General features: G+C 67.9%; 19 protein-coding genes and 3 pseudogenes. 10 read left to right on the top strand and 12 right to left on the bottom strand.

Going from position 1 to position 20,575, the window contains the following annotated elements; all coding sequences use genetic code 11:
- Positions 1–164: 164 nt before the first annotated feature.
- The gene (gene mdlC / locus A5713_RS07135; RefSeq protein WP_068094032.1) at positions 165–1,778 is read right to left on the bottom strand and encodes a benzoylformate decarboxylase; all 1,614 of its coding nucleotides are present in this window, start codon (positions 1,776–1,778) and stop codon (positions 165–167) included.
- A 37-nt stretch (positions 1,779–1,815) separates the two neighbouring features.
- The gene (locus A5713_RS07130) at positions 1,816–2,643 is read right to left on the bottom strand and encodes an alpha/beta hydrolase (RefSeq protein ID WP_082972829.1); all 828 of its coding nucleotides are present in this window, start codon (positions 2,641–2,643) and stop codon (positions 1,816–1,818) included.
- A gap of 222 nt (positions 2,644–2,865) precedes the next feature.
- Between A5713_RS07130 and A5713_RS07125 the strand changes: the two genes are divergently transcribed.
- Positions 2,866–3,939, top strand: coding sequence for a CdaR family transcriptional regulator (locus tag A5713_RS07125; RefSeq protein ID WP_197516324.1), 1,074 nt, complete (start codon positions 2,866–2,868; stop codon positions 3,937–3,939).
- 169 nt (positions 3,940–4,108) lie between these two features.
- Here the strand turns inward: A5713_RS07125 and A5713_RS07120 are convergent, their stop codons facing one another.
- The gene (locus A5713_RS07120) at positions 4,109–4,966 is read right to left on the bottom strand and encodes an LLM class flavin-dependent oxidoreductase (protein WP_068094029.1); all 858 of its coding nucleotides are present in this window, start codon (positions 4,964–4,966) and stop codon (positions 4,109–4,111) included.
- Between the two features lie 12 nt (positions 4,967–4,978).
- Positions 4,979–5,737 carry an SDR family oxidoreductase gene (locus A5713_RS07115; protein ID WP_068094026.1) on the bottom strand — a complete coding sequence of 253 codons (759 nt, stop codon included), beginning with the start codon at positions 5,735–5,737 and terminating at the stop codon, positions 4,979–4,981.
- Positions 5,738–5,834: 97 nt separating this feature from the next.
- On the opposite strand from A5713_RS07115, the gene A5713_RS07110 reads away from it, so the two are divergent.
- From A5713_RS07110 to A5713_RS07095, 4 genes are all read left to right on the top strand, one after another.
- Positions 5,835–6,887 (top strand): Lrp/AsnC family transcriptional regulator, encoded by a 1,053-nt coding sequence (locus A5713_RS07110; RefSeq protein ID WP_068094025.1) that lies wholly within the window; start codon positions 5,835–5,837, stop codon positions 6,885–6,887.
- A 39-nt stretch (positions 6,888–6,926) separates the two neighbouring features.
- Positions 6,927–7,412 carry a polyketide cyclase gene (locus A5713_RS07105; RefSeq protein WP_068094019.1) on the top strand — a complete coding sequence of 162 codons (486 nt, stop codon included), beginning with the start codon at positions 6,927–6,929 and terminating at the stop codon, positions 7,410–7,412.
- An 86-nt stretch (positions 7,413–7,498) separates the two neighbouring features.
- Positions 7,499–7,726 carry a deoxyribodipyrimidine photolyase gene (locus A5713_RS07100; protein WP_067923458.1) on the top strand — a complete coding sequence of 76 codons (228 nt, stop codon included), beginning with the start codon at positions 7,499–7,501 and terminating at the stop codon, positions 7,724–7,726.
- Between the two features lie 57 nt (positions 7,727–7,783).
- The gene (locus tag A5713_RS07095) at positions 7,784–8,083 is read left to right on the top strand and encodes a hypothetical protein (protein WP_068094016.1); all 300 of its coding nucleotides are present in this window, start codon (positions 7,784–7,786) and stop codon (positions 8,081–8,083) included.
- A gap of 44 nt (positions 8,084–8,127) precedes the next feature.
- Here A5713_RS07095 and hisS read toward each other — a convergent pair whose 3' ends face one another.
- Both hisS and A5713_RS07085 read right to left on the bottom strand, forming a co-directional pair.
- Entirely contained in the window at positions 8,128–9,399 is a 1,272-nt protein-coding gene (gene hisS, locus A5713_RS07090) for a histidine--tRNA ligase (RefSeq protein ID WP_068094014.1), read from the bottom strand.
- Positions 9,396–10,070, bottom strand: coding sequence for an MBL fold metallo-hydrolase (locus tag A5713_RS07085; RefSeq protein ID WP_068094011.1), 675 nt, complete (start codon positions 10,068–10,070; stop codon positions 9,396–9,398). Before A5713_RS07085 ends, hisS begins: the two co-directional genes overlap by 4 nt.
- A gap of 117 nt (positions 10,071–10,187) precedes the next feature.
- Between A5713_RS07085 and A5713_RS07080 the strand changes: the two genes are divergently transcribed.
- Positions 10,188–11,087 carry a peptidylprolyl isomerase gene (locus A5713_RS07080; protein WP_068094009.1) on the top strand — a complete coding sequence of 300 codons (900 nt, stop codon included), beginning with the start codon at positions 10,188–10,190 and terminating at the stop codon, positions 11,085–11,087.
- 126 nt (positions 11,088–11,213) lie between these two features.
- A pseudogene (locus A5713_RS28210) lies at positions 11,214–11,867 on the top strand (serine/threonine-protein kinase); the annotation flags it as partial.
- A gap of 53 nt (positions 11,868–11,920) precedes the next feature.
- Here A5713_RS28210 and A5713_RS29520 read toward each other — a convergent pair.
- Complete coding sequence (locus A5713_RS29520; RefSeq protein ID WP_304442509.1) at positions 11,921–12,148, bottom strand: hypothetical protein; 228 nt, start codon at positions 12,146–12,148, stop codon at positions 11,921–11,923.
- Between the two features lie 4 nt (positions 12,149–12,152).
- Between A5713_RS29520 and A5713_RS29515 the strand changes: the two genes are divergently transcribed.
- The gene (locus tag A5713_RS29515) at positions 12,153–12,620 is read left to right on the top strand and encodes a hypothetical protein (protein WP_304442510.1); all 468 of its coding nucleotides are present in this window, start codon (positions 12,153–12,155) and stop codon (positions 12,618–12,620) included.
- Positions 12,589–13,095: a peptidylprolyl isomerase gene (locus A5713_RS28680; protein WP_082972828.1), complete on the top strand. Its 507-nt coding sequence runs from the start codon at positions 12,589–12,591 to the stop codon at positions 13,093–13,095. Before A5713_RS29515 ends, A5713_RS28680 begins: the two co-directional genes overlap by 32 nt.
- Before the next feature lie 30 nt (positions 13,096–13,125).
- Here the strand turns inward: A5713_RS28680 and A5713_RS07065 are convergent, their stop codons facing one another.
- The 5 genes and pseudogenes from A5713_RS07065 to secD all read right to left on the bottom strand — a co-directional run.
- Positions 13,126–15,519 carry a bifunctional (p)ppGpp synthetase/guanosine-3',5'-bis(diphosphate) 3'-pyrophosphohydrolase gene (locus A5713_RS07065; protein ID WP_067923491.1) on the bottom strand — a complete coding sequence of 798 codons (2,394 nt, stop codon included), beginning with the start codon at positions 15,517–15,519 and terminating at the stop codon, positions 13,126–13,128.
- Between the two features lie 43 nt (positions 15,520–15,562).
- On the bottom strand, positions 15,563–16,105 hold the full coding sequence (locus A5713_RS07060) for an adenine phosphoribosyltransferase (RefSeq protein WP_068094005.1): 543 nt from the start codon (positions 16,103–16,105) through the stop codon (positions 15,563–15,565).
- A gap of 7 nt (positions 16,106–16,112) precedes the next feature.
- The gene (locus tag A5713_RS07055; RefSeq protein ID WP_067923474.1) at positions 16,113–17,762 is read right to left on the bottom strand and encodes an ABC transporter substrate-binding protein; all 1,650 of its coding nucleotides are present in this window, start codon (positions 17,760–17,762) and stop codon (positions 16,113–16,115) included.
- A gap of 5 nt (positions 17,763–17,767) precedes the next feature.
- The gene (gene secF / locus A5713_RS07050) at positions 17,768–19,042 is read right to left on the bottom strand and encodes a protein translocase subunit SecF (protein WP_068094003.1); all 1,275 of its coding nucleotides are present in this window, start codon (positions 19,040–19,042) and stop codon (positions 17,768–17,770) included.
- Positions 19,042–20,217 (bottom strand): annotated as a pseudogene (secD, locus tag A5713_RS07045) (protein translocase subunit SecD); the annotation flags it as partial. The gene secF and the pseudogene secD, both read right to left, overlap by 1 nt.
- Here secD and A5713_RS27385 point away from each other — a divergent pair.
- Positions 20,184–20,575: pseudogene (locus A5713_RS27385) on the top strand (hypothetical protein); the annotation flags it as partial. The pseudogenes secD and A5713_RS27385 sit on opposite strands and share 34 nt — an antisense overlap.

Genomic DNA, 20,575 nt, shown 5'->3' with positions numbered 1-20,575 from the left:
CTTCTATTCGAACATCAGTTCGATATCGAGTCAAGCCTATGTGGTCGAGTCAGATGTGGCCGGGCTTCTTGATCGGCGCAGGGTGGCCTCGTCGGCGGCCACGGCGTCGCGACCCTGAAGCGCCGCGGCGAACGCCGAAATGATCGTGCCATCCACCAGATCTCCTAGCTGCCGAATCCCGCGGGCACGGGTGTCGTGCGGGCGTTGATCAGGGTGGGCCGGTCGCGGTCGGCGATGCCGGCCTTGACCAGTTCGTACACTTCGTCGGAGCTTTGTGCTTCGTGGGCGTCGACGCCGTAGCTGGCCGCGGTTCCGACGATGTCGAGGCCGGGGATGTCGAGTCCCGGGACGTTCGGGGTCTTCTCCCAGACGCCGAATTCTTTGACCACGCCGTATTCGGCGTTGGAGGCCACCACCACGGTGAGCGGGATGTTGTAGCGTGCCGCGCTCCACAGCGCGGTGATCGCGTAGTGGATGGAGCCGTCGCCCATCAACGACACGACCGGGCGGTCGGGTGCCGCGATTTGCGCACCGACCGATGCCGGCAGCCCCCAGCCGAGTCCCCCACCGGCGGCCGACAGATGTGACCGCGGATTGCCCGGTCGGATGCTTTCGGTCATGACGATCTCGTTACTGCCCGCTTCGCTGACCCACAGGGTGTCCGCGGGTGCGGCGTGAGCGACGGCGGTCCACAGATCCGCGGGCTTGAGCGGCACCTGCTCCGATACCCGTTCCGGGGCTGCGGCGCGTGGCGCGGGCGCGGAGCGCCGGGTGGGTTTGACCGCCGCCGCCAGGGCCCGAGTGGCGGCGCGAATGTCGGCGACGATCGCGTCACCGACGGGGGCGCGGGCGGCCTCGTCGGGATCGTTGGTGATCTGGATCAAACGTGCGCCGCTCGGCAGGTACGGCCCCGGCACCAACGGGTAATAGCGAAACACCGGCGTCCCGATCGTGAGGATCAGGTCGTGGCCCGCGAGAAGCCCGGAGATCCAGCCCGCCCCCGGGGGCAGCGCGCCGTGATAGAGCCGGTGATTCTCCGGGAAACCGCTCCAGCCGGTCAATGGTGCGGTGAACACCGGCGATTCGGTGCGCTCGGCCAGCTCGACCACCGCGTCATAGGCGTCGTAGCGGTCGATGTCGCCGCCGACGATGATCGCCGGCGACGTGGCGGCGTCGAGTTGTGCACCGACCTGCTCGGCCAGCTCGGTCGGAAAACCCGTTGCGTGGGTCACGGTGCGATCGCGCACCACCGCGATGTCGGCGAGCTGGTCGCCGGTCAGTTCGATCGGCATGTCGTCCATCGGCAGCGAGACGAAAACCGGTCCCATCGGTGGGGTGGTGGCCAGGTGGATCGCGCGCGCCAGCACGGCCGGGGACTCGCTGGCGGTCGCCGGCTCGGCGGCCCATTTCACGAACGGCTTTGGTGTTGTGGTGGGTTCGTGATTGGTCAGCAGGCAGTACTGGTTCTGCATGTTGCGGCGCTGGTTGCCCGCGGTGATGATCAGCGGCGTCTTGTTGACGTAGGCGTTGTAGATCTGGCCTTGCGCGTTACCCATGCCAGGGGCGGTGTGCAGGTTGACCACGGCGGGACGGCGGGTGACTTGCGCGTAGGCGTCGGCCATCCCGACCGGGATCATTTCCTGCAGGCCCAGGAAGTAGCGGAAGTCGTCGGGAAAGTCTTGCAACAGCGCCAATTCCGACGAGCCGGGATTGCCGAAAAAGGTGGTCAGATTGTGTGAGCGGAACAGGTCGAGGATGGCGTCGCGCACTGTGGTCATGGGTGGCCGTTGCTTTCGTTCGAAGTTGTGAAAGGAGTCAGTCGAGTTCCCCGGGCACGGGGCTAAGCGCCCAGTTCAAGGCGAAGTCGGCGACTTCTTCCCATCCCGGTGCGCCGCAAGTGAAGTGGTCTCGCTCAGGGAAGAGCGTGTAGGCGGTGATCGCGGCCGAGTGTTCGACGTTTTTCGTGTAGTTCTCGTGCTGCACTGCGGGCGGCAGGATGTGGTCGTGGCCGCCGGCGATGAACAGCAGCGGCGCGCGGTCGTCGTTGGCGAAGTTGTAGGTGGTGGCCGCGTGGGGCGTGACGTTGGCCAGGCCGCCCTGGAACAAGATGCGCGCCGGTACCGGAACCGCGTACCGCTCATAGGCGACCTGAGATTCGGATTCGGTGAGCGTGTTGGTGAAGGCGTAGTGGAATTGCTCTGGCGTGATGGGCACAGCGCGGTGGACGTTGCCGGGATTTCTCAATACTGGAAACGTAGCCCGGATTTCCGAGAACGGCAGCACTTGGATGCCCTTGACGCCGGCGCCGTCGATGGACACGCCGGCCCGCCCGTAACCCGCGTCGAGCAGCAGCTGCACGAACGTGCCGCCGAACGAGTGGCCCATCAGTATCGGCGGTTCGCTCAGTTCGCCGATGACCTCGGCGAGGTGATCGAAGACTTCCCGCACCCCAAGGTCGGCCAGCGGAGAGGGGTCCTCGCGTAGCGCGGCGACCCCCGTCGGGCCGGGCGCCACACCCGGGTAGCCCGGCGTCAAAACGGCGAATCCCCTGGCGCGGTAACGGGCAACCCAGTCCTCCCACGCAAGCGGCGTCATCCACAGGCCGTGCACCAAAACGATGGTCTGATCGGAGGGCGCGTTCACAGCAAGAAGCGTGATCGTTCAGTGTGGACTGCACAATGAACGGCAGCCCAGATTTACGATCACGAAACCTGTGCCGGGGCACAACGGGGCGCGCGGCGATTTACGATCCGCTACATGTTGCAGCAACGACCGCTGACCGTGCTCACCAATCGCGTGCGACAACAGTCGGGCGCAATCGTGACCAAGGTCCTCGCCCGGCTGCGCGCTGAAGTACCCGACTATTTGCCCATCGACGACGACAACGGCGAGACCGTTAGGGGCAACATCGCCGAGTACCTCGACGAAATGCTCGAATGGATCGACCGAGGCACTGACCCAGGCCACCACAGCTTCGATTCCGCCATTCATCACCGCGCCAGCCAAGGTCTGACGCAGTCAAGTCTCTTGCACGCCTACCGCCTCGGCGCGGCGACCATCTGGGACGAGCTCGCACGCCTGGCGGACACAGGGGAAATCGAAAAGGAAGCCCTCATCGCGGCGACACCGTCCATCTTCGCCTGGATGAACGCCAATTCGCTTCGCGCACACGCGGTTTTCCGGGAAATCGACATCCGCAGCGCCCGACGCAACGAACAGGTTCGCGCCGCCCTGCTGGATACGGTGCTGTTCAACGAATCCAGCGTCGGAGCAGCGTTCTGGGACGCGGTCGCCGCCCTCGGTCTCCCGCGGACGGGCCAGCTCACGATCATCTCGGCAACCAGCGCCGAGCCTTCGGTGGAGCATTCGCCTCCCGACATCGAGACGCTGATCTCGGCGCACCCCGCGGTTCAGGACTCGTGGTTTCGTCTCACGTCCCACTCGCAATTGGGGGTCGTATCGCTTCGACGGAACCGCGCGGACGCCCTGGACAGCATCGCCGCCACCATCTGCACCGACATCCCGATCATGATTGGGCTCAGCAGCCCCTTCACCGACGTCGCTGACTGCTCAAAAGCCCGCGCTCAAGCTCAGGTCGCCATGTCAGCCTCGTCGAACAGTCGCCCGATTACTCGCTACAACCGCGACGTCATCGCGGTCTTGCTCGCCAGCTCGCCAGACGCCGCCGCATCCGTAGTGACAACCACACTGGGACCGGTACTCGAGTTGCCAGCCGAACGGCGCGAACCACTCCTGACCACCGTCGACACCTGGCTACAGCGCGGCCAGTCCGTCTCGGCCACCGCCGACGAACTGCACTGTCACCGCAACACCATCAACTACCGATTGCGCCGATTCGCCGAACTCACCGGACGACCGCTGGCCGACAATTTCTGGCTGGCCCAAGTCGCAGTGGCGCTGGAAGCTGCACGCACCTAGAAGCGAGACCGCGCGCGATCTGGACGACGCCTGGTCCCAAAGCGCCAAGCGCTCTGAAAATTGTTCGGGCAGCTCCCGACTGCCTCCGCGGTCCCGGGGCACGAGCTATTCGAACAACGCTCCATGAGCTCGCCAAGCCCTGCGCAAACTCCTCTCGTGCAGCGCCCGTTCAGAGAACGGCGTCGGCAAGGCGATCCACCTGATCGATGGCGCCGACGGAGGGATGAAAGATGAGCCCGTCGAAACCGAGGTCGCGGTAAGCGCGCACGGTGACCGCCGCGTCCTCCGGGGTGGTCAGCATGTCGGCGACGTTGAGAGCCGCGTAGTCCGGTTTGAATCCGTAGTAGCGCTGCAGGTGCTCCCGCCCGAGTCGGACGGCTTCCTCACCACCGAACGCGAAGTTCACGCTGGCGTGCAGTCGCGGCTGCCCGGGCCGGCCCGCCTCCCGCCACGCCGCGCGTGCCCGATCGGCGAATGACGCCTGATTGTCGTAGTCGCGCAGGGCGCCGGCAGACCAGCCGTCACCCATCGTCACGACCCGGCGCATGGTCGCCTCCGACCGTCCCCCGAACAGGATGGGGATGCGCAAGGGGCGTGGGCACAGCGCCTTGTCGCCGGTGACCGGCGTGGCGCGCCACGCCTCGCCCAACAATCCCACCGTCTCGTCCAGAACGCGCCCCCGCCGACGGAAGTCCACGCCAGCCGCCACATAGTCGTCGGTCCGGTTACCCACACCCAGACCCACCATCAGCCGGTTGTCGGTGACGTCCGCGATGGTGGCGAGCTGCTTGGCGAGCAGCGCGGCCGGATAGAGGGGTGCCAGCAAAATGTTTGTGATCAAACCGATTTCACTGGTCGCGCCTGCGGCGAGGGACAATGCGACGATCGAATCGAGGCTCTCGTAGACCAGCCGGTCGATGGTGGCCAGGCCCGCGAATCCCCGTTGTTCCGCCCGGCGGGACCAAGGCACCGTCAACGACCCGCGCACATGGGCGATGTGGCTCGGCAATCCGATTCCGAGTTGCATGGCGATCCTCCGCTATTTCGACTGCGCGGTCGGCTGATTGATGACATCGAAGGTCTCGTCGTAGCAGCCGTCGCGCGCGGCGAACCGTACACGCCGGGCGGCATCGACCACCACCTCGGTGGCGTCCGGCTCCGATCGCAACCACGAAATGACCTCGGCGACAAAGGAATCCAGCGTCATCACATGGCGCGCAGGTCCAAGACCACGCTGAATGTCTGTCTCCACCCGGGGCGGGACGATCTCGATCACCTGAACCGCCGTGTCGCGCAGCTGGTGGCGCAGCGACTCGGTGTAGGAGTGCAGCGCCGCTTTGGTCGCGCAATACGTCGGCGCGACCGCCTTGGGTACGAACGCAAGGGCGGAGGTGACGTTGATGATCGCGGCGTCCGGCTGCGTGAGCAGGGTGGGCAGCAGCGACGCGGTGAGTCTTAAAGGCCCGAGCAGGTTGACCGCCACGATCGCCTCCGCCGCGGTGGTGTCATCCGCCAGCAGGTTCTCGGTGCGCATGATTCCCGCGTTGTTGATCACGACGTTCAGCCCGGGATGGCGACGAGCCACCTCCGCGGCCAGCCGGCCGGCGCTGGTCGGGTCGCTTTGATCGAATTGCAGATGTTCCATGCCCGGGTTGGCGGCCACGGCGGCTTGCAGGACCTCGCGGCGCCGCCCCGCGATGATGATCCGGTTGCCCAGGCGGTGCAACGATTCGGCCAGGCCGCGGCCGATCCCACTGCCTCCCCCGGTCACCAGCACGACATTGCCCGTCAGCTTCATGGTGCAAGGCTGGCAGTACCGCTCACCAAACACCCAACGTTCGGCTCACACCGTCGAGAAACCCTCATCTATCGTCGGTATCTGCGTAACATTGCTCATGATCGATCCCCTGGACGGACAGATTCTCCATGCCCTCCAGATCTCGCCCAGGGTGTCCTTTCGGCGCATCGCCGAGGTTGTCGGAGCGAGCGAACAAACGGTTGCCCGCCGCTACCACCGTTTGCGCCGAAACGGAGTCGTGCGCGTCGTGGGGCTGGTGAATCCCGGGGTCGACGGCAATGGCGATTGGGCGCAGTGGGTGTGCCGGATACACGCCAAGCCCGATCGCATACCCCAGCTGGCCGACGCACTGGTCCGGAACCCGGACGTTTCCCACGCCAACGTCCTGTCGGGCTGGACCGACCTGGTCTGCACCATCCGGGCACCGCTCGGCGAGAGCCGCGAAGACATGCTGCTGCAACGACTTCCGCGCACGAGTTCGGTCATCGACATCGACATCGAGGTGGTGCTGCACACGTTCGGGCGACCCCCGACCGCGCCATGGACGGGCTACGGCCACAAGCTCAGCGCCGAACAGGCCGAACGAATCCTCGGTGTTGCCGAGGCGGTGACAACCGGCCGGCCGTCGCCGCCGGCCCCCGAGGACCGGCCCATGCTCAACGCGCTGGCCGACGACGGCCGCGCCCCCCACACGAGGCTGGCCGAACGCACGGGATGGTCGGTGGCGCGAGTGCGCAGACGCCTGGCGGCGCTCGAGGCGGCCGGGGCGTTGCTGTACGACGTCGACGTGCTTCCCGAGCGGCTCGGTTACCACCTCAGCGCCATGCTGTGGCTGACCGTCGCGCCCCGACACGTTCAGCGCGTCGGGGAACAGATCGCCGCGCACGATCAGGTGGCCTTCGCCGCCGCCGTCAGCGGTAGGAAGAACCTGATGGCCGTGGTCATCTGCCGTGACGTCCGCGACCTGTATGCCTACCTCACCAACCACCTCGGAGCCATCGAGGAGGTCCTCACCTACGAGGTCAGCACCCGCACCCAGCGACTCAAGCAGCACGGATCCGTCATCGCGCACGGACGGCTGATGAACCCCACCCCATCTCGCGTTCCGCGCGGATCGGCGTCGGCGCGCGACAGCCGAGTCGTAGAGTGAGCGACGACCGTGTCGTAATCACGACGGCTGCGAGGCACCATGACCGAACGCATCGAGGTTCAACGCACCATCGCGGCGGGGGCGCCGGACATCTTCGCCGTGCTCTGCGACCCGCAGGGCCACGTCGCGATCGACTCGTCGGGGATGCTGCAGGACGCGGACGGCCATCCGGTGAGCGGCGTCGGCGACCGGTTCGTGGTGCACATGGACCGCGAGGCACTGAACGACTTTCCGCAATTCGGCAAATACGACGTCACCGTCGACATCACCGAATTCGAACCGGATCGCCTGATCGCCTGGACGGTTCTCGGGCAAATCCAGCCACCGATCGGCCACGTCTACGGTTATCAGCTCCAGCCGACCGAAGACGGCTCGGGAACGGTCGTCACCTCGTTCTACGACTGGTCGAACATCGACCCGAAGTGGCGAGAAGCCGGAATTTTCCCGATCCTGTCCGAGGGTGCGTTGCGGGCGACTTTGGGAATTCTCGACCGCACGGTCCGCCGCGGTTATCCACGCGGGTAGTTCCCGGCGCGCACTCAATTCGCGACGCGGTTTTGTCGCGCATTCGGGTGGGTATCACGTCGGGGCCCCTCAAGAAAGGACCTGACATGTTGCACTCGGTGATTGTGGCGAGTTCGGACCCAATCGCGGCGGGTTTTATCCTGCGCGGCATCAAGGGGATTTTCGTCGCCATCGGCAGCGTGATCGCCGCAATTGTGTGCGCACTAATCGCAATGATGAAGGGACGCAATCCGCTGGGCTGGGGAATTCTCGGCCTGTTCTTCTCGATCCTCACGTTGATCGTCGTCATCGTCATTCCAAGCAAGAAAAGCTGACGCGTCCCCGTCCCCGATCCACTTCGGGAACCGGGCGGTTCGGGGGTATATTGCGGCATGCGGTTCATCTATGTCGCCACGGCAGTCGGCATGGCCATCGGGGTGCCGATGGCGGCAACGCCAGCCCACGCCGATACGGGCGTGGATGGCTACGTTCATTGCATCGGAGGCGACGCGAAGCCCCCGCCGCCCGGAGTATCCGCAGAAAACTGGTTTCCCAGCGTCCTGGTGATAGCGACGGATTTCAATGGCGGTGTGCCTTCCGCCCAAATCGTCCAGCGATTAGTGGATATGGGAGTCAAGCCGGACGACGCCGCCACCCGAGTGCGGTGCTTTGTGGCCAACCAGCCACACTGACGCGAACACCCCGGCGGCATCGCCGCCGGGCGGATGGCCGCGGGTTAGCGGTGCAGAGACGAAAGCACCTCGGTCACAACGGAATCCATGGCCACGGGCACCTGCTCCCCGGTGGCGAGGTCCTTCACCCCGACCGTGCCGGACTCGATGTCCCGGTCCCCCAGGACCAGCGCGATGCGGGCACCGGAACGGTCGGCCGCGCGCATCGCCCCCTTGAGGCCGCGGTCGCCGTAGGCCATGTCGACGCGGACGCCGGAGGCGCGCAGCTGCGCGGCCAGCACCGCCAGCCTCAGCTTGGCCTGCTCGCTCAGCGGCACACCGAACACGTCGCAGCGCGTCGTCTGCCCGACGCTCTTGCCCTCGGCGCGAAGCGCCAGCAGCGTGCGGTCCACGCCGAGCCCGAACCCGATGCCCGACAGGTCCTGCCCACCGAGTTCGTGCATCAGGCCGTCGTAGCGGCCGCCGCCGCCGATGCCGGATTGGGCGCCCAGCCCGTCGTGCACGAACTCGAAGGTGGTCTTGGTGTAGTAGTCCAGCCCACGCACCATGCGCGGGTTGATCACATAGGGCACCCCGAGCGCGTCCAGGTGGGCCAGCACGGTGTCGAAGTGCTGCTTGGCGACGTCGGAGAGGTGATCCAGCAGCACCGGCGCGTCAGCCGTCATGGCCCGCACCCCGGGCCTCTTGTCGTCGAGCACCCGCAACGGGTTGATCTCGGCGCGCCTGCGGGTCTCGGCGTCGAGGTCGAGCCCGAACAGGAACTCCTGCAACAGTTCCCGGTATTGCGGCCGGCAGCTGTCGTCGCCCAGCGAGGTGATCTCCAGGCGGAAGCCGTCCAGCCCCAGCGAGCGGAAGCCGGCGTCGGCGACGGCGATCACCTCGGCGTCCAGCGCCATGTCGTCGACGCCGATCGCCTCCACGCCGACCTGCTGCAGCTGCCGATAGCGGCCGGCCTGCGGACGTTCGTAGCGGAAAAACGGCCCGGCATAACAGAGTTTGACCGGCAACGCGCCGCGGTCCAGGCCGTGCTCGATCACCGCGCGCACCACGCCGGCGGTGCCCTCCGGCCGCAGCGTGACCGAACGGTCGCCGCGGTCGGCGAACGTGTACATCTCCTTGGACACCACATCGGTGGATTCGCCGACGCCACGGGAGAACAGGCCGGTGTCTTCGAAGATGGGCAACTCGACGTCGCCGTAGCCGGCCCGTCGGGCGGCGCCCAGCAACCCGTCCCGCACGGCCACGAACTGCGCCGAGTCCGGCGGGACGTAGTCCGGCACCCCCTTGGGGGCGGAAAACGCCGAGAACTCCGTCACGGGCTCAGGCCTTCGATGAACGGGTTGAACCGCCGCTCGGCGCCGATGGTGGTGGCATTGCCATGCCCCGGCAGCACCACCGTGTCATCGTCGAGCACCAGAAGTTTCTCCACGATCGAGGTCAACAGGTCACGGCCGCTCCCGCCGTGCAGATCGGTGCGGCCCACCGAGCGCTCGAACAGGGTGTCGCCGGTGAACACTAAGTCTTTCCCGTCTTTCGTCGCCCCGACCACCCGGAAGACCACCGACCCGCGCGTGTGGCCCGGCGTGTGGTCGACGTTGACCGTGACGCTGCCCAGGTCGAGCTTGTCGCCGTCCCGGTCCAGCTCGACGAGCTGCCTGGGCTCGCGGAAGAAGGCGCCCGCCACCAGCTGCGCCACCCGCGGACCCAGGCCGTAGATCGGGTCTTTCAGCATGAACCGGTCCTCGGGGTGGATGTAGGTCGGGCAGCCGTACGTGTCGGACACCTTCTGCGCGGACCACATGTGGTCGATGTGGCCGTGGGTGAGCAACACCGCGGCCGGGGTCAGCCGATTCTCGTCGAGGGTGCGCCGCAACCAGCCCATCACCCGCTGCCCCGGATCCACGATGACGGCGTCCGTCCCGGGCCGCTCGGCCAGCACGTAGCAGTTGCACTGCAACATGCCGGCGGGGAATCCGGTGATCAACACGGTTCCCAGTTTCCCACGGGCCCCACTTGACACCGGTCGCGGCGCCCACATTAGCCTGAGCTGGCCACCGACGCCTTTGCGGGCCCCAAGACCGACCAACCATGGAGGCATACGGCCGTGCCCACCAATGAACAGCGACGTGCCAACGCCAAGCGCAAGCTGGAGCGCCAACTGGAGCGCCGCGCCAGGCAAGCCAAGCGGCGCCGGATCGTGTTGATCGCCGCCGGCTCGCTCGCGGCCGTGGCGGTGGTCGTCGCCGTGGTGCTCACGGTCATCAACACCAAACACGAGCACAAGAGCAACACCGCCTCGAGCACCACCTCCTCCGCCCCCACCAGCTCCCCGGAGTCGACGACGCCCGCCGGACCGACGCCGCCCGTTCCACCGCTGCCGGCGTTCAAGCCGTCGGCCGACCTGGGCGCCAACTGCCAGTACCCGGCGTCACCGCAACCGGCCGCCAAGCAGGTCAAGCCGCCGCGCACCGGCAAGGTGCCGACCGACCCGGCCCAGGTGAGCGCCAGCATGGTGACCAATCAGGGCCGCATCGGACTGATGCTCGCGAACAACGAATCACCATGCACGGTAAACAGTTTCGCGAGCCTGATCGGCCAGAAGTACTTCGACAACACCAAGTGCCACCGGCTTACCACTTCGCCGGATCTGGGCGTCCTGCAATGCGGCGACCCCAAGGGCGACGGCACCGGCGGTCCGGGCTACCAATTCGCCAACGAATACCCGACCGACCAGTACCCGCCGAACGACCCGAATGCGCAGCAGCCCGTGCTCTACCCGCGCGGCACGCTGGCGATGGCCAACGCCGGCCCCGGCACCAACGGCAGCCAGTTCTTCATGGTGTACAAGGACTCCCAGCTACCGCCCCAATACACCGTGTTCGGCACCATCCAGCCCGACGGGCTGGCCACGCTGGACAAGATCGCCAAGGCCGGCGTCGCCGGCGGCGGTGAGGACGGCGCACCGGCCTCCGACGTCACCATCACGTCGCTGCTCCTGGACTAGCAGCCAAACACCGCAACGCCGACGCTGATTCGCGCGACCTGCGGGCGGTCCACCGCTTAAGGTCGTCGGGTGGGGTCAGAGTCTTTCGGGCATTACCAATTGCTGGACGTCCTGGGGCGCGGCGGCATGGGGCAGGTCTATCGCGCCTACGACGCCGCCACCGATCGGGTCGTGGCCCTGAAGGTGCTGCCCCCGAACCTGGCCGAGGATCAGGAGTTTCAGCAACGATTCCGCCGCGAGGCGCGCATCGCGGCGAGCCTCAACGACCCGCACGTAGTGCCCATCCACGGCTACGGCGAGATCGACGGTCGGCTCTATGTCGACATGCGGCTGATCGAGGGCCGCGACTTGCTGCAGTACATCGACGAAAACGGAGGACGGCTCAGTCCCGAGCGCGCGGTCGCCGTGATCGAACAGGTTGCCGCGGCCCTCGATAGCGCCCACCAGGTCGGTCTGGTCCACCGCGACATCAAGCCGAAGAACATCTTGGTCACCAACGCGCGCGACTTCGTCTACCTGATCGACTTCGGCATCGCCCGCACCGTGGCCGACACCGCGCTCACGCAGACGGGACACACGATGGGGACCGTCGCCTACATGGCACCCGAACGGTTCAGGGGCACAACGGATCACCGCGCCGACGTCTATTCGTTGGCCTGCGTGCTGCACGAATGCCTCACCGGCAAGCGTCCCTACGCCGGCGACAGCCTCGAGGAACAACTCCACGCGCACCTGAACGTCCCCCCGCCGCGACCGTCGACCACGTCAGCCGGCGTGCCACCGGCCCTCGACGCGGTGGTCGCCCGTGGAATGGCCAAAGACCCCGAACACCGCTACCAGTCGGCGATGGAACTCGCCGAGGCCGCCAGAGCGGCTCTGGCCGGTGCGCCCATGACGTCGAGCCCCCCGCCGCCGGAGCCGTCGGACTCCGGCCCGCCGCACAGCAGCGATCCCCCGTCGGTGGAGTCGATCAGCCGCGCGCACTGCGTGTTGTCGAAGAATTGCTGCTTGGCCAGGCTGACGAAGCTGTTGACCGTGCACGGGGATTCGTAGTTGCTCAGCTGGATGCCGATGTCACCGAAGTTCGTGGAAAGGGTGGCCGGGATCTGCGGAGGGTCGGTGGAGACCCGGCCGGCCGGCGGCGGGTTGACGGGCTTGACGACGGCGTCCGGCGCGCTCGGATACTGGCAGTTGGCGCCCAGGTCGGCCGGCGGCGCGAACGCCGGCAGCGGTGGCACCGTCGCCGTCGCCGGCGTGGACGGGCCTGGGTTCGATCCCTGCCTGCCCGGCACCCGGGCGCGGCTCGGGGCGGCCGACGCCGCGCTGTTGGCCGAGCGGTCGTCCTGGGTGACCAGCGCGATGACCAACGCCACCACCGCTGCCGGCGTTCGCGCCGCCGGCCGACCTGGGCGCCAACTGCCAGTATCCGAGCGCGCCGGACGCCGTCGTCAAGCCCGTCAACCCGCCGCCGGCCGGCCGGGTCTCCACCGACCCTCCGCAGATCCCGGCCACCCTTTCCACGAACTTCGGTGACATCGGCATCCAGCTGAGCAACTACGAATCCCCGTGCACGGTCAACAGCTTCGTCAGCCTGGCCAAGCAGCAATTCTTCGACAACACGCAGTGCGCGCGGCTGATCGACTCCACCGACGGGGGATCGCTGCTGTGCGGCGGGCCGGAGTCCGACGGCTCCGGCGGCCCCGGCTATCAATTCGCCGACGAATACCCCACCGACCAGTACCTCGCCGGGGATCCCGCCCTGCGCGCGACCGTGATGTACCCGCGCGGCACCGTGATCATGGCCACCGACGGACCCAACACCAACGGCAGCCAATTCTCCCTGGTTTTCCGGGACTCGGAGCTGGCTCCGCAGAGCACGGTGTTCGGCACCATCACCGAGGCGGGCCTGGCGGTCCTCGACAAGATCACCCAGGCGGGCATCGCGGGCAACCGGCAGAGCGGGGCGCCCACCAATCCGGTCACCATCAACTCTGTGCGCATCGGCTAGCGGAGTCGCCGGCGGGGCCGTCAGGCCGCCTCAGGCGGCGGAGGTCACGCGGTAGACGTCGAACACGCCTTCGACGTTGCGCACCACGTTGAGCAGGTGCCCGAGGTGCTTGGGGTCACCCATCTCGAAGGTGAACCGGCTGATCGCCACCCGGTCGTTGGAGGTGGTGACCGACGCCGACAGGATGTTGACCTTCTCGTCGGCCAGCACCCGCGTGACGTCGGAGAGCAAGCGGTGCCGGTCGAGCGCCTCGACCTGGATGGCCACCAGGAACACCGACGACGGCGACGGCGCCCAGTGCACCTCGATGATGCGCTCGGACTGCTGCTGCAACGACGCGGCGTTGGTGCAGTCGGTGCGGTGCACGCTCACTCCCCCGCCGCGGGTGACGAAGCCCATGATCGCGTCGCCCGGCACCGGCGTGCAGCACTTGGCCAGCTTGGACAGCACGCCCGGGGCGCCGGGCACCGAGACCCCGACGTCGTCGCTGCTGCGCGGGCGCCGCAGCATGGTCGTCGGCGTCGACCGTTCGGCGAGATCCTCCTCGGCCTGGTCGATCCCGCCGAGCTCGGCGAGCAGCCGCTGCACGACGTGGCGCGCCGACACGTGCCCCTCGCCGATCGCGGTGTAGAGCGCGGACACGTCCGCGTAGTGCAGTTCACGGGCCACCGCGGCCATGGATTCACCATTGACCAAGCGCTGCAAGGGAAGTCCGCCGCGGCGCACCTCGCGCGCCATCGCCTCCTTGCCCGCCTCCAGCGCCTCCTCGCGGCGCTCCTTGGCGAACCACTGCCGGATCTTGGCCTTCGCGCGCGGCGACACCACGAACTGCTGCCAGTCGCGTGATGGGCCGGCGTTGGGCGCCTTCGACGTGAAAACCTCGACGACTTCGCCGTTTTCCAGCTTCCGCTCCAGCGCCACCAACCGGCCGTTGACCCTGGCGCCGATGCACCGGTGGCCGACCTCGGTGTGTACGGCGTAGGCGAAGTCCACCGGCGTCGAGCCGTTCGGCAGCGTGATGACGTCACCCTTGGGCGTGAACACGAAGATCTCTTGTACCGCAAGGTCGTAACGCAGCGACTCCAGGAACTCGCCGGGGTCGGCGGCCTCCCGCTGCCAGTCGAGCAGTTGCCGCATCCACGCCATGTCGTCGATCTCGGCGGCGGCGTGCGGATGCGGAAGACCGTTGCGCCCCTTGGCCTCCTTGTACCGCCAGTGCGCGGCGATGCCGTACTCGGCGGTGCGGTGCATGTCGCGGGTGCGGATCTGCACCTCCAGCGGCTTGCCCTCCGGCCCGACGACCGTGGTGTGCAGCGACTGGTAGACGCCGTAACGGGGCTGGGCGATGTAGTCCTTGAACCGCCCCGCCATCGGCTGCCACAGCGAATGCACCACGCCGACAGCGGCATAGCAGTCCCGGATCTCGTCGCACAGGATCCGGATGCCCACCAGGTCGTGGATGTCGTCGAAGTCGCGTCCCTTGACGATCATCTTCTGGTAGATCGACCAGTAGTGCTTCGGGCGTCCCTCCACCGTCGCCTTGATCTTCGAGGCGTTCAGGGTGTTGGTGATCTCGGCGCGCACCTTGGCCAGATAGGTGTCCCGGGACGGCGCGCGGCCGGCGACCAGCCGGACGATCTCGTCGTACTTCTTGGGATGCAGGATCGCGAAGGACAGGTCTTCCAGCTCCCACTTGACGCTTGCCATGCCGAGACGATGCGCAAGGGGCGCAATGACTTCCAGCGTCTCGCGGGCCTTGCGGGCCTGCTTCTCCGGCGGCAGGAAGCGCATGGTGCGCATGTTGTGCAGCCGGTCGGCGACCTTGATCACCAGCACCCGGGGGTCGCGGGCCATGGCGGTGATCATCTTGCGGATGGTCTCGCCTTCGGCGGCGCTGCCCAGCACCACCCGGTCCAGCTTGGTCACGCCGTCGACGAGGTGGGCCACCTCGTCGCCGAATTCTTCGGACATCTGCTCGAGCGTGTAGCCGGTGTCCTCGATGGTGTCGTGCAACAGCGCGGCCACCAAAGTGGTGGTGTCCATGCCCAATTCGGCCAGGATGTTCGCGACGGCCAACGGGTGGGTGATGTAGGGATCGCCGGAGTGGCGCAACTGCGTGGCGTGCCGCTGGTCGGCAACCTCGAAGGCGCGCTGCAGCAGCGAGAGGTTGGCCTTCGGATAGACCTCCCGGTGCACCGCGACGAGCGGCTCCAGCACCGGGTTGACCGCGTTGCGCTGGGCGGTCATCCGCCGCGCCAGCCTGGCACGGACCCGCCGCGACGCGCTGCTCGGGGCCTTCAGCGTCTCGGTCGGCGGCTCCAGGGGCTCGGCGGCCTGCGCCGTGGTCGGCTCACCGACCAACAGGGCGTCGCCGACGTCGGTGGGCGCGTCAAGCGCCTGCGCCGCGCTCTTGTCGTCCGCCACGTTGGTCACCTCCGACCTCGAGGATATCGTGCAGCGGGCCGGGCTAGACGCGACTGAGGCTGTGCACCGGCAACTCCGCCACGGCCTGACGGCCCGCGAGCGCGGTCAGCTCCAGGATCACGGCTGCTGCGATCACGGTGGCGCCGGTGCGCTCGAGCAACCGGGCGGCCGCGGCGAGGGTGCCCCCGGTGGCCAGCACGTCGTCGATGATCACGACGTGGCGGCCGCGCAGGTCGATGCCGTCGGCGGGGATTTCCAGCGTGGCGCTGCCGTACTCCAGGTCGTAGTGCTCGGCGTGCACCGGCGGCGGCAGCTTTCCGCCCTTGCGGATCGCCAGCACCCCGGTGCGCAGCCGGTCGGCGACCGCTGCCGCGGCCAGGAACCCGCGCGAGTCGATTCCGGCCACCAGGTCGGCCCCGGAGGCGATCTCGGCCAGCGCGTCGGTGACCGCCGTCAAGCCTCGCGGGTCGGCGAACACGGGGGTGAGGTCCTTGAACTGGACCCCCGGCTTGGGAAAGTCCGACACCTCGCGCAGCAGCGAGGCGATCACGCCGGCCACCGGCGCGCTCCCGCCGACACTCGTCACGGGAGCCTCATTGAACGAGGGCCCATCGGTCCATGTTCCAGCCCGCGCCCCAGCGCGTCGGATTCTTGCTCACGGCGTACATCTTCTTCGACATCAACAGAGTGCGTTGCTGCCGGTAGAGGGGCAAGGTCGGCATGTCACCCCACAGTATCGGCGCCGCCTCGCCCAGCAGCCCGACCCGCTCGGCGGGGTCGGCCGAGACCGCCAGCGCCCCGATCGCACTGTCGACCTGCGGGTTCGCGTAACCCGACAGGTTGTTGCCGTTGCCGCTGTGCAGGTCGTAGGCATCCATGGCCGACGACCCCGTCGACCCGCTGCCGGTGGCCCCGCCGGTGCTGGCCAAGAGAACGTCGATCTTGCCGTCCCGAAGCGCTTGGGGACCCGACGTGTCGAGGGAGACGTTGGCGACGGTGATGCCGGCCGCGGCGCAGGATTTGGTGATCACCCCGACGTTGACCGCAAGCCGCGCGTTGGGCCCGTGGTAGCCGATGCGCACCGTCAACGGCGCGCCACCGAGCGCGTCGCGGGCGGCGCCCGGGTCCGCTTTGCCGAACTGGGCGGCCTCGGCGGCACCGTCACCGGCCGTCGCCGGGTCGTCGGCGGCCGGGTTCAGGCGGGAATTGGCGATCGGCACCCCGGCGTCGCGGGCAAGCGTGTCGCGCGGCGTGCACAGCGCCAGCGCGCGCCGGGCCTTGGGCTGCGAGAGCGGCCCCTGCGGCGCGAAGATCAGCTGCTCGATGCCGGCCGAGGGCGAATCGGCGCGGTCGTAGTTGTCCGGTGTGGTCAGCGTTCCCGACGATCCCGCCGCCACGTCGACCACGTCGACGCTGCGGTTGTTGACCCGGTCCTGGATGTCGGGTCCCTGCGGCCAGACGGTGATCCGCTTGGTGACCGCCCTGGGGCCCCACCATCGGTCGTTCGCGACGAGCACCACCGCGCCGCCGTCGAGGATGCGCTCGATCCTGTACGGCCCCGACGACGGGAAGTTCTTCAGGTCCAGTCCGGGCTTGAGGTCCCAGATGGTGTTCCACAGCCGGGCGATCTGCTGCACGAGCGGGGCGTTGTTGCTCAGCAGGGCGGCGGTCACGTCGATGTGGAGTTGGTCGGCGATGACGTGCGACGGCATCAGCGACGTGGCGGTGAACAGCTGGTTGTAGTCGACGATTCCGCGATCGGGAATGAACGACACCCGGGCCTTCTTCTGCCCCGGCATGCATTCGACGTTGGCGATGTCGACGTAACCGGCCTGGGTTGCCGCATTGAATTCGGGGTACCGGCCGGACTGGGCCGCCCATGCCAGCACCAGGTCGTCGCAGGTCGCCGGCTTGCCGTCGGAATAGACGGCGTTGTCGGCGATCTGATAGTCGAGCACCAGCGGTGAACCGCTCACCACCGACACGGTGCCGAAGTCACGGTCGGCGACGGTCTGCCCGTCCGGGCCGTGGTAGCTGAAGCCGACGAGGGTGCGGGCGAACGCCTGCGCCCCGGCCGACGCGGCGCCGACGACGGTGTTGGTGTTGTAGGTGACCAGCGGGCCGTCGACCACGTAGTCGATCTGGGAGGCGGCGCTGCCGGAGCATGCGACCAGCGTGACGGCAGCCACGAGCATTGCGGCCAATCCGATAGCGCCTGCAGCGAGGCGATACCTGGTCGCCATGGCGACTACCGCCGGCCGGCGTTTCGCTTGCCGCTCGGACGCCGGGTTCCGGTCGGGCGCACCGGACGCGCACCCGGTGCCGGTTTGTTGGGCTTGTCGGAGGGGGCGGAGACCGTCGCGGCCGGCGGCGACGACGACTCGTCGCCGGCGGGCTTCGCCTCCTCGGCGGGCTCGGGCCCGGCCTTGCGGCGCCGCGTGACGCGACGCGTGTGCGTCCGCACCAGCTCGGTCCGCTCACGCAGCGTGACCAGCAGCGGAGTGGCGAAGAAGATCGACGAGTAGGTGCCGACCAGGATGCCGACCAGCTGCACCAGCGCCAGGTCCTTCAGCGTGCCGACGCCCAGCAACCACACCGCCACGACCATCAGCGCCAGCACCGGCAGCACCCCGATCAGGCTGGTGTTGATCGAGCGCATGAACGTCTGGTTGATCGCCAGGTTGGCCTGCTCGGCGAAGGTGCGCCGGGTGGTGTGCTGGAAGCCGTGCGTGTTCTCCTCGACCTTGTCGAACACGATGACGGTGTCGTACAGGGAGAAACCGAGGATGGTCAGCAGGCCGATGACGGTGGCCGGGGTGACTTCGAAACCGACCAGCGAGTAGACCCCCGCGGTCACGGTCAGGTCGAAGACCATGGTCGTCAGCGCGGAGATGGCCATGTACCGCTCGTACCGCACCGTGATGTACAGGCTGACCAACGCCAGGAACACCACCAACGCGATCAGCGCCTTATTGGTGATCTGGTCGCCCCACGTCTCCGACACCGCCGCGTCGCTGATGGCCTGCTTACTGGGCTTGCCGTCGGCGCCCTTCGGCTGGAAGGCATCGAAAAGGGCGTTGCGCAGCTTGGACGTCTGGTCGTTGGACAGGGTTTCGGAGCGGATCTGCACCGTGGCCGAGGCGCCGTTGCCGACGATCACCGCGGACTCCGGGTCACGCCCGATGGTCTTCCGGAAGACGTCGGACACGGCGGCCGTGGTGACGGTGCCGGACGAGCCGGCCGTGGGCATCGACACCGTGGTGCCGCCGTTGAAGTCGATCCCGAACGTGAAGCCCCGCAACACGATGCTGACCAGGGCGACGGCGACGATCGCTCCGCTGATCCCGTACCAGAGGCGGCGCCGGCCGATCACCTCGAACGCGCCGGTGCCGGTGTAGAGCCGCGCGAGGAAGCTGTGCCGCGGTTGCGCGATGGCGGTGTCGGAGGCCGGCTCCACCGCGCCGGCTTCGGTGATCTCGGTCGCTTCCGTCGCGTCGGTCTGACCCTCGCCTTTGGAGGCCATCACGCTCCCCGTCCCGTCTTGACATGCGCCGCGGCCCGGCGCTCGCGGGCCACCTGCTGAATCGCGCCGAGGCCGTTGTACGCGGGTTTCGCCAACGTCGGCGACTTGGACGCCAGGTAGACGAGCGGCCAGGTCACCAGGAACACGACCACGACGTCGAGGATCGTGGTGAGGCCCAACGTGAAGGCGAATCCCCGCACCTGGCCGATCGCCAGGGCGTACAGCACGGCGGCGGCCAGGAAGGTGACGGCGTTGCCCGACACGATGGTCTTGCGGGCCCGCACCCAGCCTCGCGGCACCGCCGATCTAAACGATCGGCCTTCCCGGATCTCGTCTTTGATTCGTTCGAAGAACACCACGAACGAGTCCGCCGTGGTGCCGATACCGATGATCAGACCCGCGATACCCGCGAGGTCCAATGTGTAGTTGATCTGCCGCCCGAGGATCACCAAGATCGCGAAAATCATTGCGCCCGAAGCGGTCAGGGACAGCGCCGTGAGCAGGCCCAGCACCCGGTAATACAGCAACGAATACAGCAACACCAGCACCAGGCCGATCGCACCCGCGATCAGCCCCGCCCGCAGCGAGGTCAATCCCAGTGTGGCCGAGACGGTTTGGGCCTCCGAGGCCTCGAAGGACAGCGGCAAGGAGCCGTATTTCAAGACGTTGGCCAGCTGCTTGGCGGTCGCGGCGGTGAAGGGCGGATCACCGCCGGTGATCTGGGTCCGGCCGCCGGGGATGGCCTCCTGGATCATCGGGGCGCTGACCACCTGGGAGTCCAGCGTGAAGGCGGTCTGGGTGCCGATGTGCGCGGCGGTGAAGTCCGCCCAGGTGTTGGCCGCCGCGGGCTTGAACTGCACGTCCACCACATAGCCGATGCCGCGCTGGTTCATGCCCGAGGTGGCGTCCTGGATCTGGTCGCCGCTGATGATCGACGGCGCCAGCAGGTAGGCCACCTTGTGGTCGGTCGAACACGTCACCAGCGGCAGGTTCGGGTCGTCGTTGCCGGCGAGGATGTCCTCTTTGTCGCAGCGGGTGGCCTGGAACTGGAGCGCGAGGAACTGAACGCCCTGGCGGGTGCTCTGGCGCCACTTCTTCTCGTCGGCGATGCGCTCGGCGAGTTCCTTGCGCGGGTCCGGCGGTGCGGGCTGGTCAGCCGGGGGGACGTCCGCCGGCGGGGCGTTGCCGGCCGGCGCGGGTCAACGGGCTGGGCGTCTCGGGCTCGGAGGTCGTGGTCGACGGCGACAACCTGGTCATCACCGTGCCGGGAAACGACGGCAACGAGGCCCGCAACCTCGGGCAGACCGCCCGGCTGTACATCCGCCCGGTGCTCAACTCGATGCCGGCGCAGGCGGTCCAGCCCAAGCCCGCCCCGAAAGCGCCGCCGCCCGGCCAGGCGCCGCCGCCGGGCCAGCCGGCACCCTCGGGCCAGCCGGCACCCGGGATGGCGCCGCCCCCGGGCCAGGCGCCGCCCGCGGGTCAGCCCGCGCCGGCTCACCCGCCCCGCCGGGCGGCCGCCCGTCTGCGCAACCG

Source organism: Mycobacterium sp. E2497 (genome assembly GCF_001668695.1).
Lineage (GTDB): Bacteria > Actinomycetota > Actinomycetes > Mycobacteriales > Mycobacteriaceae > Mycobacterium.
This window is presented reverse-complemented; position numbering and strand designations above follow the sequence as displayed.